Below are 15,359 nucleotides of genomic sequence, written 5' to 3'. Positions count from 1 at the left end.
GGGAGTCAGCCAGGATCTTCCGCTCCCTCAGGCCGCGTGCCACCACCCGGAGTCGGGCCGGACGGTCGCAACCGGAACGCAACCAGTCGGCCCACCCAACGGTCGTAGCAGGGGAGGAAGAGTGGGCACAATTGTCCTGGCACGCTGCCGACCTCCGAGGCCGGCGGGGCGGCCGGTACTCCGGGACCCGGGGCGACACAAGGGGAGGCAGGACAACGGTGGCTGATGGCACCAAGGCGGTTGTCGACACGTCCGTGACGGACGACGGGACGGCACCGGCCACAGCCGGGGAGAGCCCGGCCGACGAACCGGCGGCGGAGAGCGCCACCGAGGCCACCGCCCCGCTGTCGGCCGCCGAGATCGCCGCCGAACTCGCCGGGCGCCGGGCGAAGTCCGACCCGGCCGACGCGGCAGCTCCGGCCCCGCAGGACGACCGGGGCACCGAGGACACCGGGGACGCCGGGCCCGAGCAGGCCGACGAGGACGCGGAGTTCGACCCGGCCGCCACCCTGGACCAGCCGACCGGTGAGCTCCCGCTGCTCCGCCCCGCCCCCGACCGGCACAGCGGCGACCGGATCGCCGACCGCTACCGGCTGGAGGAGTGCACCACCCAGTCCGAGTTCTTCAGCAGCTGGCGCGCGGTGGACGAGAAGCTCCGCCGCGCGGTCGGCGTGCACCTGCTCGCCGCCGGCCACCAGCGGGCCCGGGGCGTGCTGGCCGCCGCCAAGTCCGCCGCCCTGCTCGGCGACCCGCGCTTCGTCCAGGTCCTCGACGCGGTCCAGGAGGGCGACCACGTCTACGTGATCCGGGAGTGGCTGCCCGGCGCCGCCGACCTCGCCCAACTGCTCGCGGACGGACCGCTGGAGCCGTACGACGCGTACCAGATGGTCCGTCAGGTCGCCGAGGCCATCGCGGCCGCCCACCGGCGCGGCCAGGCCCATCTGCGGCTCACCCCGAGGTGCGTGCTGCGCACCGAGAGCGGCCAGTACCGGATCAACGGCATCGCGGTGGACGCCGCGCTGCGCGGCCTGCCCGACGACGACGCCGCGCTCACCGACACCCGGGCGATCGGCGCCCTGCTGTACGCGGCGCTGACCCACCGCTGGCCCTACCCCGAGGACCGGTACGACCTGCAGGGCCTGCCCAAGGACCTCGGCTGCGTCCCGCCGGACCAGGTCAGGGCGGGCGTGCACAAGGGCCTGTCCGAGATCGCCGCCCGGGCCCTGTGCGAGCAGCCCCCGCACCACCTGGACCCGATCACCACGCCGGAGGAACTGGCCAAGGCGATCGCGCTGATGCCGAAGATCCGGCAGCCCGAGCCGCCCCCGCCGCCGGCCTTCACCCCGCCGCCCCGGCCGCAGCCCCGGCCGCACCAGCAGCGCCCGCAGATCCGGCTCGCCGACGGCCCGGCCACCGTGATCGCCCCGGCGGCCGCCCGGCCGACCAGGCCCCGGCTGCGCAGGCTGGTCCGGGTGACCGCCTCGGTGGTCGCGCTGGCCGCCATCGGGGTGGCCTCCTGGCAGCTGGTCAGCAAGTTCAACAAGCACGACCGCAACAGCGAGGACGGGCAGGTGCAGCCGCCCCCCGGCCAGAGCGCACCGGCCACCCCCGGCGGCGGCGCCACCGCGAAGCCCGTCACGATCGCCGGGGCGTCCTCCTTCAACCCGCTGGGCGACGGACCCGAGCACGTGGGCGAGACCGCGCTGGCCTTCGACGGTGACCCCGCCACCAGTTGGCAGACCTCGGGGTACCTCCAGGACCTGGGCGGGGCCAACAAGGCGGGTACCGGGCTGCTCGTCGACCTGGGGTCGGTCCAGCAGGTCGGGTCGGTCCGGGTCGAGTTCGTCGGCAGCACCAAGGTGGAGCTCCGCGCCGCGCCGGCGGGCACCACCCCCGAGGCCACCAAGGCGGGGCTGGAGGGCCTCGGTGCGGCGGTGGCCACCCAGACCGGCAGCACGGTCGAGTTGAGGCCCGGCACCGCACTGAGCACCCGTTACCTCTTGCTCTGGCTGACCGGTCTCCCCAAGGATGGCTCCGACAGCCAGTACCGCGGCAAGATCGCCGAGGTGAAGGTCACCAGCTGACCGGGAGGGGGCGGCCATGACCGAGCAGATCCCGGACGCCACCCTGCTGGCCCGGCACACCGCCGGGGACCCGGACGCCTTCGGCATCCTGGTGCACCGTCACCGGGACCGGCTGTGGGCGGTGGCCCTGCGGACCCTGGGCGACCGCGAGGAGGCCGCCGACGCCCTGCAGGACGCCCTGGTCTCCGCCTTCCGGGCCGCGCACACCTTCCAGGGCCGCTCGGCCGTCACCACCTGGCTGCACCGGATCGTCGTGAACGCCTGCCTGGACCGGGCCCGCCGGGCCGCCAGCCGGCCGGCCACCCCGCTGGATCCCGAGCGGCACGGCCTGGAGGCCCTGCTCGGCAGCGCCGAGGCGACCGAGACGGTGGTGGTCCGAGCCGAGCTCCAGCGCGAGGTGACCGCCGCACTGGCGGCCCTCCCGGTCGAGCAGCGAGCCGCCCTGGTGCTGGTGGACATGCAGGGGTACGCCGTCGCCGAGGCGGCCGAGCTGCTCGGCGTACCGGTCGGCACGGTGAAGAGCCGGTGCGCCCGGGGACGGGCCAAACTGCTGCCGCTGGTCCGGCACCTGCGCACGGTTTCACGTGAAACACCGGCGGAGGCGGGCTCGCCCGCCGGTGTTTCACGTGAAACCGGTGCGCCCGGCAGCATCCCGGGGAACCAGGACGGCCCGCGCTCCGTCCCACCACCGCCACGCCCCGGCCAGGCCCTGAGAGGAGACGTGACACCACGATGACCGCCTCCTGGACCGAGCCCGGCCACCCCGATGTCGAGCTGCTGGCCGACCTGGCCGAGGACCTCGTCGACCCGGCCGAGGCACCGCTGCTGCGGGCCCACCTGACCGACTGCGCGGAGTGCGCCGACACCTGGGCCGCGCTGGCCGAGGTCGGCGAACTCCTCGGCGCGGTGGAGGACTTCCCCCCGTTGCCGACCGAGTTCGCCGACCGGATCGACGCCGCCCTGGCGGTCGAGGCCGCCGCCCCGGTGACCCCTGCCGGCGATCCGACCGGGACCGCCACCCCGCTCTCCCACCACCCGGTCGGCCCGGCCCGCAGCCGCCTCCACCGCCGGGGCCGGGTGCTGCTGGCGACCGCCGCCTGCCTCGCCGTCCTGGGCCTGGGCGGCGCCCTGCTCGGCCACCAGGCCGCCACCAGCGGGGGCACCGGCACGGCGGACGCCGCCGCCCGGCCGGCCGCGGCCGGGGCCCGGGTCTTCACCGACGACGCCGAGCTGGCCGGTCAGATCCAGCTGCTGCTCCGGGACGGGTCCACGCCGGCGAAGACGACGGACGCCCCGCACAAGGAGCCCTCGCTCGGCGCCGGTGCCGCCCCCGAGTCCGGCACGGCGGCAGGCGCGGGATCCGGCGTCCCCGCCCCCTGCCCGGCGACCGCCCCCGGCACCCCGCTGCTCGCCACCCCCGGCCGGTTCGGCCCTGACCAGGTCACCGCCCTGGTCTACCCGCTCGACGGCGACCGGCTCGACGTCTACCTGGTGACCGCCGACTGCCGGGTGCGCCTGCACCGCACCGTCCCCGCCGGGTAGCCGACGGGCGTGACCCGTCCCACCCGGACGCCCACTCTGCGAGCCCTTGCTGCAAGCGCACCGGGGAATGAGCGACACTGGTGAACCGTTGTCCCGGGCGGCGGAGCAGGACCGCCCTCCCCGCAAATGCGCGGGTCGCGATGCGAACCAGGAGATGCAGTGAGCGACGTCCGTAACGTGATCATCATCGGCTCAGGACCGGCCGGCTACACCGCTGCCCTGTACACCGCCCGAGCCTCCCTCAAGCCGCTGGTCTTCGAGGGTGCCGTCACCGCCGGTGGCGCGCTGATGAACACCACCGAGGTCGAGAACTTCCCCGGGTTCCGGGACGGCATCATGGGTCCCGAGCTGATGGACAACATGCGCGGCCAGGCCGAGCGCTTCGGCGCCGAGCTGGTCCCGGACGACATCGTCGCGGTCGACCTCACCGGTGACGTCAAGACCGTCACCGACTCCGAGGGCACCGTGCACCGGGCCCGCGCCGTGATCGTCACCACCGGCTCCCAGCACCGCAAGCTCGGCCTCCCGAACGAGGACAAGCTCTCCGGTCGCGGCGTCTCCTGGTGCGCGACCTGCGACGGCTTCTTCTTCCGCGACCAGGACATCGCCGTGGTCGGCGGCGGCGACACCGCGCTGGAGGAGGCGACCTTCCTCTCCCGGTTCGCCAGGTCGGTCACCATCGTCCACCGCCGGGACAGCCTGCGTGCCTCCAAGGCGATGCAGGAGCGGGCCTTCGCCGACCCGAAGATCAGCTTCGCCTGGGACAGCGCGGTCGAGGCCATCCACGGCGACCCGAAGCTGACCGGTGTCACCCTGCGCGACACCACCACCGGCGAACTGCGCGAGCTGCCGGTCACCGGCCTGTTCATCGCGATCGGTCACGACCCGCGGACGGACCTGTTCACCGGCCAGCTGGACCTGGACGCCGAGGGCTACCTCAACGTCGAGGCCCCCTCGACCCGGACCAACATCCCCGGCGTGTTCGGCGCCGGCGACGTGGTCGACCACACCTACCGCCAGGCGATCACCGCCGCCGGCACCGGCTGCTCCGCCGCCCTGGACGCCGAGCGCTACCTGGCCGCGCTGGACGACCTGGAGAGCCAGGCCGCCGCAGTCGTCGCGGTCTGACCGCAGCGCAGCTCCGCCCGTCCCCTGTTTCACGTGGAACGACCCCGTCGGGCCGGGCCGGTGAAACAGGGGGCACGGCAAGAAACAGAACGGCCCCCGCCGTTGTTCTTCTCAGCACCACCTCGTTCTGACCCTTAGGAGCTCCCGTGGCCGGCGCCACCATCACCGTGACCGACGCGACCTTCGACGCAGAGGTCCTCAAGAGCGACAAGCCCGTCCTGGTCGACTTCTGGGCCACCTGGTGCGGCCCGTGCCGTCAGGTCGCCCCGATCCTGGAGGAGATCGCGACCGAGCACAGCGACAAGCTGACCATCGCGAAGCTCGACGTCGACGCCAACCAGGGCACTGCCGCCCAGTACGGCGTGATCTCCATCCCGACGCTCAACGTGTACCAGAACGGCGAGCTGGTGAAGAGCATCACCGGTGCCCGCCCGAAGGCCGCGCTGCTCCGCGAGCTGGCCGAGTACATCTAGTCCCGGCAGGCAGCACACCGTACGAGAAGAGGGGCCCCTCCCGAGGGGCCCCTCTTCTCGTCTGCCCGCCGGGATCACCTGGCGTCAGAACGGCCGCAGCGCCGGCTCCTGCCTGGCCCCTCCCCTGGCCCCGCCGAGCAACCGCTCCAGGGCCACCTCCACGTCGCCCTTCCAGGACAGCGTGGTGCGGGCCTCCAGCCGCAACCGGGGGTACCGGTGGTGCGGCCGGACGGTCTTGAAGCCGACCGCCCGCAGGTGGTCCGCCGGGAGCAGGCAGCTGGGGGTGTCCCGGCCGGCCGCGCCGAACGCCTCGATCGCCTTGAACCCCCGGCCGACCACGTCCTTCACCACGGTCTGCACCAGCACCCGGCCGATCCCCTGCCGCTGGTAGCCCGGCAGCAGCCGACTGACCATCAGCTGGACCGCGTCCGGCGAGACCGGACTGGTCGGGAAGGCCGAGGAGCGCGGCACGTACGCCGCCGGGGCGTAGAGCACGTAGCCGACCGGCAGCTCGTCCACGTAGACCACCCGGCCGCAGGAGCCCCACTCCAGCAGGACGGCCGAGATCCACCCCTCCTTCTCCAGTTCGGGCTTCCCGCTCTCCTCGGCCGCCCTGGCACTGACCGGATCCAGCTCCCAGAACACACAGGAGCGGCAGGGCAGCGGAAGATCCCCCAGGTTGTCCAAGGTCAGCGGAGCGATCCTGCGCCCCATGACTCATCCCTCCTCCACGGCCCCCCGACGGGCCGTCAGCACCGAGCGGCTCTCCCCGTACGACGAACGACGATGGGTGCATGTTTCACGTGAAACATGCACCCATCGGAACGGGCCGGCAACCCGGCACCGCGGACCGCCTCAGCTGCCGGACAGCCGGAGTCCCTCGTCCCCCGGTGCCAGGCTGTCCAGGATCCGGTTCAGGTCCTCCACCGAGGCGAACTCCAGCACCACCTTGCCCTTGCCGAGCTTGCCGTTGCGCTGCGAGACCTCGACCTTGACCCGGGTCTCGAAGCGGTCCGAGAGGCGCTCGGAGAGGTCGTTGAAGGCCGGCGAGAGCAGCCGGCCCGCCTTCGGCCCGGTCGGGCGCTGCGGCTTCTCGTCCTTGTCCATCACCGCGACGATCTCCTCGGTGGTCCGCACCGAGAGCCCCTCCGCGATGATCCGGCGGGCCAGCTGGTCCTGCCGCTCGGCGTCCGGCACCCCGAGCAGCGCGCGGGCGTGACCCGCCGTCAGCACCCCGGCGGCCACCCGGCGCTGGACGGTCGGCGAGAGCTTCAGCAGCCGCAGGGTGTTGGAGACGTGCGAGCGGGAGCGGCCGATCCGGTCGGCCAGCACGTCGTGGGTGCAGGAGAAGTCCTGCAGCAGCTGGTCGTAGGCGGCCGCCTCCTCCAGCGGGTTGAGCTCGGCCCGGTGCAGGTTCTCCAGCAGCGCGTCCAGCAGCAGCTTGTCATCGTCGGTGGCCCGGACGATCGCCGGGATGAGGTCGAGACCGGCCTCCCGGGAGGCCCGCCAACGCCGCTCGCCCATGATCAGCTCGTACCGGTCCGCCCCGGTCTGCCGGACCACCACCGGCTGGAGCAGGCCCACCTCCTTGATGGAGGCGACCAGCTCGGCCAGCTTGTCCTGGTCGAAGACCTCACGCGGCTGGCGCGGGTTCGGCGAGATCGAGTCCAGCGGCAGCTCGGCGAACCGGGCCCCCTCCACCGGCGCCAGCGCCTCTTCCAGCACGCCGCGCCGGGGCAGCCCCGACTGGTCCCGGGCGATCTCGGCCGCCACTTTGGCGGCCACCGTGCCCCGGTCGGTCGGCAGCACCGGGACGGCGGACGGCGAGAGCGCACCGGCCGGCCGGGCCGGCACCGGCTCCGTCCGGGTCGGAGCCACCGTCGCCCCGGTCGCCGGCGTCGCCGCCGGAATCAGTGCTCCGAGCCCGCGCCCCAGGCCCCTGCGCCCACCACTCACCGGTTGTCCTCCATCGTGCTGCCGTGCTGTGCCATCGGGGCCGCCGCGCCGTTGCGCTGCTGCCCCACCGCGGGTGCCGCCGAACCGTCCGCCGCCAACCCGGCGGCCCGCAGGGCGAGTTCCCGCCCGGCCTCCAGGTAGGAGAGCGCCCCGGTGGAACCCGGGTCGTAGGTCAGCACGGTCTGCCCGTAACTGGGTGCCTCGGAGATCCGCACCGAACGCGGGATCGCCGTGTTCAGCACCTGCTCGGCGAAGTGCGTCCGGACCTCCTCGGCCACCTGCGCGGCCAGCCTGGTCCGGGCGTCGTACATGGTGAGCAGGATGGTGGAGACGTGCAGGGTCGGGTTCAGGTGCGCCCGGACCAGCTCGACGTTCCGCAGCAGCTGGCCCAGCCCCTCCAGTGCGTAGTACTCGCACTGGATCGGGATCAGCACCTCCTGACCGGCCACCAGGGCGTTGACCGTCAGCAGCCCGAGCGAGGGCGGACAGTCGATCAGGATGTAGTCCAGCGGCTGCTCGTACGCGGTGATCGCGCGCTGCAACCTGCTCTCCCGGGCCACCAGCGAGACCAGCTCGATCTCGGCGCCGGCCAGGTCGATGGTGGCGGGCACGCAGAACAGCCCCTCCACGTCCCGGACCGGCTGCACCACGTCGGCCAGCGGCTTGCCCTCCACCAGCACGTCGTAGATCGACGGCACGTCGGCGTGGTGGTCGATGCCGAGCGCGGTGGACGCGTTCCCCTGCGGGTCGAGGTCGACCACCAGGACGCGCAGCCCGTGCATGGCCAGTGCGGCGGCGAGGTTGACGGTGCTGGTGGTCTTCCCCACCCCGCCCTTCTGGTTGGCCACCACGATCACCCGGGTCGAGGCAGGCCTGGGCAGGCCCTCACCGGCCCGTCCGGCAGCCGCCACCGCGGCCATGGCGGCCCGTGCGATGGGCGTGTCATCGACGTGGTCGATGGTCTCCGAGTCCTGCATGGGGGTCAGTGTTTCACGTGAAACCGGAGCGGCAACAGTCACCGCCCGGCTGCGACCAAGGATTCCGGAAAGCAGTGAGCGACGTTTCACGTGAAACACCATGCCCACAATGTCGGAAATCTGACGGTGCGACACTCCGACCGCCCCGGACGCACCGGAGCGGGCACCCGTCCGGGTACCCGCTCCGTCAGTGCACTGGGCCGTTCGCCGCGCCCCGGGGCCACCGGGTCAGCGCCGACGCCGCCCGGCGGTGCCGCCCCGGCCGGTCTCGGCCGGTCGGCCGCCGCGCCCGGCCCGGGCCGCGCGGGCCCGCCGGGTCGCCGCCTTGACCCCGCCGGGGCTCTCCCCCGCCTCCACCCGGACCACCCGGGTCGAGGTCTCCAGCAGGCCCTCGCCGACCGCCAGCACCGACCACTTCACGGCACCCAGCTTGGTCAGCGCCGACCGCGAGTCGGACAGCTCCTGCTCCGCGGTGTCGCCCTTGAGGGCCAGCATCTGCCCGTACGGCCGGAGCAGCGGCAGGCCCCAGCCCGCCAGCCGGTCCAGCGGGGCCACCGCGCGGGCGGTCACGATGTCGACCGCCAGCTTGCCGATCATCTCCTCGGCCCGGCCGCGCACCACCGTGACGTTCTCCAGGCCGAGCTCCCGGATCACCTCCTCCAGGAAGGTGGTGCGGCGCAGCAGCGGCTCCAGCAGGGTCACCGAGACGTCCGGGCGGACCAGCGCCACCGGGATGCCGGGCAGCCCGGCGCCCGAACCGACGTCGCAGAGCGAGGCGTTGGACGGCAGCAGCTCGGCCAGCACCGCGCAGTTCAGCACGTGCCGGTCCCAGAGCCTGGGCACCTCCCGCGGACCGATCAGACCGCGCTGCACTCCCGCCGTGGCCAGCAGCTCGGTGTAGCGCACGGCCATCGGGAACCGGTCCCCGAAGATTTCCCGGGCCACCGCCGGAGCCTCCGGCAGACCTCCCGGACCGCCCTCCTCGGGGGTTCCCTCGGTCTGCACGCCGTCCGTGTCCATCTCTGCCTCTCCGCTCACCGTCTGCACCACACCCACGCTGGCAACCACTGTGTCACGCAGGAGCCGTTTCACGTGAAACAGCGCACTCATGACGCCCGTTCAGCCCGTCCGCCCGGCCGTCCGCCGGACCCGAGCGGACGACGACCCCGCCCGCACCAGGCGGACGGGGTCGTCGGACCGACCTGCTGCGGGTCAGCGCGGCAGCACGACCACGCAACGCTGGGGCTCCTCGCCCTCCGACTCGCTGCTCAGCCCCGCCGCGGCCACCGCGTCGTGGACCACCTTGCGCTCGAACGGCGTCATCGGGCGCAGCTTGACCTGCTCGCCGGAGGACTTCGCCTGCTCGGCCGCCTCGGCGCCCAGCTGGGCCAGCTCCGCCCGCTTGCGCGCCCGGAACCCGGCAATGTCCAGCATGAGGCGGCTGCGCTCACCGGTCTCCCGGTGCACGGCCAGCCGGGTCAACTCCTGGAGTGCCTCCAGCACCTCACCGTCCTGGCCGACCAGCCGCTGCAGCGAGCGGTCGTTGCCTTCACCGACGATGGAGACCAGGGCCCGGTCGCCCTCGACGTCCATGTCGATGTCGCCGTCCAGGTCCGCGATGTCGAGCAGACCCTCGAGGTAGTCGGCCGCGATGTCGCCCTCCTGCTCCAGGCGGGCAACGAGGGTGTCGGCGGCCGGGCTGTCGGTGGCGATGGTGCCTTCCGTCACTGCTGGACTCCTTCTGGAATGGGCCCTCGGGTGGGGCCGAGAACGAAGATCAGTGGGCCGTTACGGCCGGGACCGGACCGGTCAGGGCTTCTTCTTCGGCCGCTGGCCCGGCTGCCCGGTGCGCTTGGGCTGCTGCCGCTGGCCGCCGCCCTTGGCCGCCGTCGGCTTGGCCGCGGCGGGCTTCGCGTCGGCCGGCGCGGACTTCTCCAGGCTCGGCTTGGCGTCCTCGGCCGCGCTCTCCGCCTCGGCGGTGGACGTGCCGCCCACGCCCTGCTGACGCTGGGACTTGGTCAGCTTCTTCGGCTGCTGCCGACGCGCCTGCACGGCCTCCTGGACCGCCTCCTCGGCACTGGCGGCCGCTGCGCTCTTCCCGCCGCCACCGGAGATCGTCGCCAGCAGACCGGCCTTCTTCACCGAACCGTCCGGGTTCAGCCGGCCGGCCTTCTTCAGGCGCGCCTGCCGCTCGGTCCACGCCTGGCTGCCCGGCGTCGGGTTGTTGCGGATGACGATCAGCTGCTGACCCATCGACCAGACGTTGGTGGTCAGCCAGTAGACCAGCACACCGACCGGGAAGTTGATGCCCATCACGGCGAACATGATCGGGAAGATGTACATCATCATCTTCTGCTGCTGCATGAACGGCGTCTTGACCGTGAGGTCCATGTTCTTCGTCATCAGCTGACGCTGGGTGATGAACTGCGACAGCGACATCAGGATGATCATCACGGCCGTGACGATCTTGACACTGATCTCGCTGCTGCCCAGGAACGTCGCCGACAGCGGGGCGCCGAAGATGTGCGCCTGCTGGGCGCTGTTCAGCAGCGTCGGGGTGATGACACCGATGGTCTTGTCGTTGGCCACCGAGGCCAGCACACCGTAGAGCGCGGTGAAGAACGGCGCCTGGACGATGATGGGGAGGCAGCTGGAGAACGGGTTGGTGCCCGCCTCCTTGTACAGCTTCATCATCTCTTCGGACTGGCGCTGCTTGTCGTTCTTGTAGCGCTCCTGGATGGCCTTCATCTTCGGCTGGATCGCCTGCATGGCCCGGGTCGCCTTGATCTGCTTCACGAACAGCGGGATCAGGCAGATCCGGATGACGACCACCATCGAGGCGATGGCGAGACCCCAGGCCCAGCCACCGTTCGGGTCGAAGACGTGGCTGTACAGCGAGTGGAACTGGACGATGATCCAGGACACCGCTGTGTAGAGGGGACTCAGAAAACCGAAGGTCACCGGTCAGACTCCTTGGACATCGGGCTTCGCCACCGGCTCCGGCTCGGCGGTCCCGCTCGTGGGGCTCAGCAGATCGCGCAGCCGGCGATGCCACACCGGGTGCTTGCGCGGCGGTACGTGGTCGACCCCACCGGGGGACCAGGGGTTGCAGCGCAGGATGCGCCAGGCGGTCAGCCCGCTGCCCTTGATCGCCCCGTGCGACCGCACCGCCTCGTACCCGTAGTGCGAACACGACGGGTAGTAGCGGCAGACCGGGCCGAGCAGGGGACTGATGGTCCACTGGTAGAGCCTGATCAGCCCCATCAGCAGATACTTCATCGCCCTGCTCCCGTCGGCGCGCCGCCGGTCGGCTCCACCCGGAGCAACCGACGTAGCGCCGCGTCCAGGTCCTGTTCGAGATCCCGGTACGTGGCCGCCCCGGCCTGGGGCAGTGCGCGCACCACGATCAGGCTACCTGCGGGCAGCTCGGACAGACGCTCGCGTACCAGATGACGTAGACGCCGCTTCACCAGATTGCGCACGACCGCCGGACCGACGGCCTTGCTCACGACGAAACCCGCACGCGCCGAAGGAAGCCCCTCGGCGACGTGCGGGCGGGAGTCGCTGTTCCGGTCGGTCGGTCCCGCTGGCTGTCCGTCTCTGTTGAGATGGACGACCAGCAGGGGCCGACCGGCCCGACGACCACGTTTGACCGCGGTCGCGAAGTCCTGGCGCCGCCGCAGCCGATTCTCGGAGGGCAGCACTGCAGTCCCTTAGACGCGAATCAGGCGGAGATGTTGGTACGGCCCTTGGCGCGGCGGGTCGCCAGGATGGCGCGGCCGGCGCGGGTACGCATCCGCAGCCGGAAGCCGTGGGTCTTCGCGCGACGACGGTTGTTCGGCTGGAAGGTGCGCTTGCTCACTCGGGGGCTCCTGGGGTGAATCGTAGGATGACGGGAAATCGCTTGGCCGTCACCGTGCGTCCGCGTGATCTCCCCTGGATGGGAAATCCGGCCTCAACATCCCAGGTCGGCTGGGGGTTGAGGCGATCCACGGCGCCCGTGCTGCGCGCCTTATGGATGCGGGCGGACCCGCGGACATGCGGCAGCGGCCATCGACAACTCGACCTGGTCACGGTACGCGGGACGGGCACGGGGGGTCAAACCGGGTGGTGGTCACCGGCCCGCCGGATCACCCACGACGGCTGTCCGATCATGATAGAGGCCAAGCGCCGCAAGGCCGGCACCGACGCCACCCGATCCGACCCGGCCACCCGGCCGCCCTGCCCACAGCCTGTGGACAACAACTTGAATCAGCCCAGTCGGCTGACTACCGTTGCAGGACTTGTCGGGTTTGTTCGTCTGGATCGGACCGGTACCCGAGTCCTTTGAGACCCCCGCTCCGGGGAACGAGAAAGCGTGCACCAGTGGCTGATGTCAACAGCGATCTCGTCGCGGTCTGGGCGAGGGTCGTCGAGCGGCTGGTCAACGACCCGGATGTCGGGGACAGCGACAAGATGTGGCTCCGGCGCACCCAGCCGATGTGGATGATGCACGACACCGCCCTGCTGGCAGCCCCGAACGAGCGGGCCAAGCAGGTGCTCGAGGGCCGGCTGCTGCCGCCGCTGACCGAGGAACTGAGCCGGGGCTTCGGCCGACCGGTCCGGATCGCCGTGATGGTGGACGCCAACGCCGTGCCGCCGCCCGCGCCGCAGGCCCAGGCGGAGCAGTCCGCCGAGCAGGCCCCGGCCGAGGAGTGGCCGCCCCGGCCGCCGTACCGCGAGGAGCCCGCCGGGTACGACGGCCGGCCGCAGGAGTCCGGCCGCTGGCCGTCCCAGAACCAGGACGGCTACCCGTCGCAGCAGGACGGCTACCAGCCCCAGGAGGGCTACGCCCGGCCGTACGAGACGCCGTCCGACCAGGGGTACGAGCGCGGCCGCTACGACACCGCCGGTTACCAGCAGCGCCCGGCGCCGTACGGCGGTGGCGAGCAGCAGTCGTCCTGGACGGCCGCCGAGGCCGGGCCGGAGAACCGTGGCTGGGAGTCCGGCTACCCGGGCCGGGAGAGCGGGCAGGACGATCTGTTCGGCGGCGCCTACGGTGCCCAGCCGGGGAGTGCCCCGATCCGCCGGGTGCCGTCCCGGCCGCCGCTCGGGCAGTCCGAGCAGGGTTCCCAGCTCCCGGACGTCCGGCCGCAGTCCGGGCCGCCCGGGCGGGGTGGCCCGGCCGAGCGGACACCGAGCCCCGGGGTCCCCGCCCCGCCCGGCGCTCCCCCGGCCGGCGGCAGCTCGCGCAAGGACGAGCCGGCCGCCCGGCTGAACCCCAAGTACCTGTTCGACACCTTCGTGATCGGCGCCTCCAACCGCTTCGCGCACGCCGCCGCGGTGGCGGTGGCCGAGGCCCCGGCGAAGGCGTACAACCCGCTCTTCATCTACGGCGAGTCCGGGCTGGGCAAGACCCACCTGCTGCACGCGATCGGGCACTACTCGCGGAGCCTGTTCCCGGGCACCCGGGTCCGGTACGTGAGCTCGGAGGAGTTCACCAACGAGTTCATCAACTCGATCCGGGACGGGAAGGCCGACGCCTTCCGCAAGCGGTACCGGGACATGGACATCCTGCTGGTCGACGACGTGCAGTTCCTGGCGTCCAAGGAGTCGACCCAGGAGGAGTTCTTCCACACCTTCAACACCCTGCACAACGCCAACAAGCAGATCGTGCTCTCCTCCGACCGGCCGCCCAAGCAGCTGATCACCCTGGAGGACCGGCTCCGCAACCGCTTCGAGTGGGGGCTGATCACCGACGTCACCCCGCCGGAGCTGGAGACTCGGATCGCGATCCTGCGGAAGAAGGCGATCCAGGAGCAACTGAACGCTCCCGCCGACGTGTTGGAGTTCATCGCGTCCCGGATCACCCGGAACATCCGGGAGCTCGAGGGCGCCCTGATCCGGGTCACCGCGTTCGCCAACCTGAACCGGGCGCCGGTCGACCTGGAGCTGGCCGGGATCGTCCTGAAGGACCTGATCCCGGGCGGCGACGAGGACGCGGGGCCGGAGATCACCGCCCAGGTGATCATGCAGCAGACGGCCGCGTACTTCGGCCTGGGCGTGGAGGACCTCTGCGGTTCCTCGCGCAGCCGGGTGCTGGTGACGGCCCGCCAGATCGCGATGTACCTCTGCCGGGAGCTCACCGACCTCTCGCTGCCGAAGATCGGCGCCCAGTTCGGCGGCCGGGACCACACCACGGTGATGCACGCGGACCGGAAGATCCGCTCGCTGATGGCCGAGCGCCGCTCGATCTACAACCAGGTCACCGAGCTCACCAACCGCATCAAGAGCTGAGCCCGGGGCACCACCGGGTCCTTGAAGGGGAGTCAGCGGCCGCTGGCTCCCCTTCGGCGTACCCGCCGCCCTGCGGCCCGCTCCGGGGTCCGGGACGCGACGAGCGGCCCGGCCGGGGGCCAGGAGGGCGAAAACAGGTGTGGAGCGGTCGCCGGTCGGGCAGTACTCCACCGACTGACGCTCCGCCAGGCCGGCTGCCACGCCGAACAACTGACCAGCTATTCGAACAGCTCGGAGCCGCAGGGCCGCAATCCACAGGATCGGGTGGTTTTTCCCCGTCCACAGCCTGGGGAGCCCCGAGTTATCCAGAATTCCTCCACAGGCCACGCGCCGCTACGCTCTTCGACGCAGGTCAAGCCCCTGTGTACTTGTGCACAACAGTTATCCACAGGGTGTGGACAGTTGACGGGCCGCCAGAGGGCCGAATGGGTTGTCCACCGCTTGTCCCCAGGACCAGGGCGGTTATCCCCAGGTTCTCCACAGCGACGTCCACAGTTCGACAACATTGGCTGCCCGTTCACCAGGCGGTGTGAAAGCCGTCACGTGACGTTGACCGGAGCCCGTGGATAACCGGTCCATGATCTGGGGACGGACCTGGGGATAACCTGTGGATACCGAGAGTGCCCTGTGGGTAACGCTCGGTCGTCCACAGCAGGGCCTGGTTGTCCACACTCCGGGTCCACAGGCTCTGTGGACAAAAAACCGGGTCTGACCTGCGGAAACGGGGTTATCCACGGTATCCACAAGCCCTACTACTACCACTACACCTATAGACCCCTGAACCTGCTTAATCGTGGGGTGGGCCGAAATCTGTGGACAACCGGATCGCGACATCTGTTCGGGTTGCTTCCGCCCGTGTGCCCCGGCTGTCGGTGGAGTAGGAGAGACTGTTCTCCGGCAACCGGAGCCGAGCGGGCTCAGCC

At 71.7% G+C, this 15,359-nt stretch carries 15 protein-coding genes; 6 read left to right on the top strand and 9 right to left on the bottom strand.

Translation table 11 applies throughout. From position 1 onward, the window contains the following. Nucleotides 1-218: 218 nt before the first annotated feature. The 5 genes from ACIRPK_RS19150 (at nt 219) to trxA (ending at nt 5,227) form a co-directional block, all read left to right on the top strand. Nucleotides 219-2,084 carry a protein kinase family protein gene (locus ACIRPK_RS19150; RefSeq protein ID WP_403040224.1) on the top strand — a complete coding sequence of 622 codons (1,866 nt, stop codon included), beginning with the start codon at nt 219-221 and terminating at the stop codon, nt 2,082-2,084. Nucleotides 2,085-2,100: 16 nt separating this feature from the next. Then, a complete protein-coding gene (sigM, locus tag ACIRPK_RS19145) occupies nt 2,101-2,820 on the top strand; it encodes an RNA polymerase sigma factor SigM (RefSeq protein WP_403040221.1) in 720 nt (239 codons plus the stop codon). Further along, complete coding sequence (locus ACIRPK_RS19140) at nt 2,817-3,626, top strand: hypothetical protein (RefSeq protein ID WP_403040218.1); 810 nt, start codon at nt 2,817-2,819, stop codon at nt 3,624-3,626. Before sigM ends, ACIRPK_RS19140 begins: the two co-directional genes overlap by 4 nt. 159 nt (nt 3,627-3,785) lie before the next feature. Next, nucleotides 3,786-4,754, top strand: coding sequence for a thioredoxin-disulfide reductase (trxB, locus tag ACIRPK_RS19135; RefSeq protein WP_403040215.1), 969 nt, complete (start codon nt 3,786-3,788; stop codon nt 4,752-4,754). Between the two features lie 146 nt (nt 4,755-4,900). Further along, the gene (gene trxA, locus ACIRPK_RS19130) at nt 4,901-5,227 is read left to right on the top strand and encodes a thioredoxin (RefSeq protein WP_403040213.1); all 327 of its coding nucleotides are present in this window, start codon (nt 4,901-4,903) and stop codon (nt 5,225-5,227) included. An 84-nt stretch (nt 5,228-5,311) separates the two neighbouring features. On the opposite strand, the gene ACIRPK_RS19125 is transcribed toward trxA, so the two are convergent. From ACIRPK_RS19125 to rpmH, 9 genes are all read right to left on the bottom strand, one after another. Beyond that, the gene (locus tag ACIRPK_RS19125; RefSeq protein ID WP_403040211.1) at nt 5,312-5,941 is read right to left on the bottom strand and encodes a GNAT family N-acetyltransferase; all 630 of its coding nucleotides are present in this window, start codon (nt 5,939-5,941) and stop codon (nt 5,312-5,314) included. Nucleotides 5,942-6,082: 141 nt separating this feature from the next. Beyond that, nucleotides 6,083-7,183 (bottom strand): ParB/RepB/Spo0J family partition protein, encoded by a 1,101-nt coding sequence (locus ACIRPK_RS19120; protein WP_403040208.1) that lies wholly within the window; start codon nt 7,181-7,183, stop codon nt 6,083-6,085. Further along, nucleotides 7,180-8,262, bottom strand: coding sequence for a ParA family protein (locus tag ACIRPK_RS19115; RefSeq protein WP_403040206.1), 1,083 nt, complete (start codon nt 8,260-8,262; stop codon nt 7,180-7,182). The genes ACIRPK_RS19120 and ACIRPK_RS19115 overlap by 4 nt, the downstream gene beginning before the upstream one ends. Nucleotides 8,263-8,388: 126 nt before the next feature. Continuing rightward, nucleotides 8,389-9,180 (bottom strand): 16S rRNA (guanine(527)-N(7))-methyltransferase RsmG, encoded by a 792-nt coding sequence (rsmG, locus tag ACIRPK_RS19110; RefSeq protein WP_403040204.1) that lies wholly within the window; start codon nt 9,178-9,180, stop codon nt 8,389-8,391. 192 nt (nt 9,181-9,372) lie between these two features. After that, nucleotides 9,373-9,888: a protein jag gene (locus ACIRPK_RS19105; protein ID WP_403040203.1), complete on the bottom strand. Its 516-nt coding sequence runs from the start codon at nt 9,886-9,888 to the stop codon at nt 9,373-9,375. An 81-nt stretch (nt 9,889-9,969) separates the two neighbouring features. Beyond that, nucleotides 9,970-11,121, bottom strand: coding sequence for a membrane protein insertase YidC (yidC, locus tag ACIRPK_RS19100; RefSeq protein WP_403040201.1), 1,152 nt, complete (start codon nt 11,119-11,121; stop codon nt 9,970-9,972). Between the two features lie 3 nt (nt 11,122-11,124). Then, the gene (gene yidD / locus ACIRPK_RS19095) at nt 11,125-11,439 is read right to left on the bottom strand and encodes a membrane protein insertion efficiency factor YidD (RefSeq protein WP_403040200.1); all 315 of its coding nucleotides are present in this window, start codon (nt 11,437-11,439) and stop codon (nt 11,125-11,127) included. Beyond that, nucleotides 11,436-11,864: a ribonuclease P protein component gene (gene rnpA / locus ACIRPK_RS19090; protein ID WP_403040198.1), complete on the bottom strand. Its 429-nt coding sequence runs from the start codon at nt 11,862-11,864 to the stop codon at nt 11,436-11,438. The genes yidD and rnpA overlap by 4 nt, the downstream gene beginning before the upstream one ends. A 20-nt stretch (nt 11,865-11,884) precedes the next feature. Continuing rightward, complete coding sequence (gene rpmH / locus ACIRPK_RS19085; RefSeq protein WP_035799375.1) at nt 11,885-12,022, bottom strand: 50S ribosomal protein L34; 138 nt, start codon at nt 12,020-12,022, stop codon at nt 11,885-11,887. 503 nt (nt 12,023-12,525) lie between these two features. Here rpmH and dnaA point away from each other — a divergent pair. Continuing rightward, nucleotides 12,526-14,436, top strand: coding sequence for a chromosomal replication initiator protein DnaA (gene dnaA / locus ACIRPK_RS19080; protein WP_403040195.1), 1,911 nt, complete (start codon nt 12,526-12,528; stop codon nt 14,434-14,436). Nucleotides 14,437-15,359 lie beyond the last annotated feature (923 nt).

This window comes from Kitasatospora sp. NPDC101801 (assembly GCF_044766665.1).
Lineage (GTDB): Bacteria > Actinomycetota > Actinomycetes > Streptomycetales > Streptomycetaceae > Kitasatospora.
The sequence above is the reverse complement of the archived record's forward strand: the minus strand, read 5'-3'. Positions and strand labels throughout refer to the sequence as shown.

Excerpts from the sequence above, each read along its gene's own strand:
- sigM (WP_403040221.1), top strand. The coding sequence starts at position 2,101 with ATGACCGAGCAGATCCCGGACGCCACCCTGCTGGCCCGGCACACCGCC.
- ACIRPK_RS19140 (WP_403040218.1), top strand. The coding sequence starts at position 2,817 with ATGACCGCCTCCTGGACCGAGCCCGGCCACCCCGATGTCGAGCTGCTG.
- ACIRPK_RS19125 (WP_403040211.1), bottom strand. The coding sequence starts at position 5,941 with ATGGGGCGCAGGATCGCTCCGCTGACCTTGGACAACCTGGGGGATCTT.
- ACIRPK_RS19115 (WP_403040206.1), bottom strand. The coding sequence starts at position 8,262 with ATGGTGTTTCACGTGAAACGTCGCTCACTGCTTTCCGGAATCCTTGGT.
- rsmG (WP_403040204.1), bottom strand. The coding sequence starts at position 9,180 with ATGGACACGGACGGCGTGCAGACCGAGGGAACCCCCGAGGAGGGCGGT.
- yidD (WP_403040200.1), bottom strand. The coding sequence starts at position 11,439 with ATGAAGTATCTGCTGATGGGGCTGATCAGGCTCTACCAGTGGACCATC.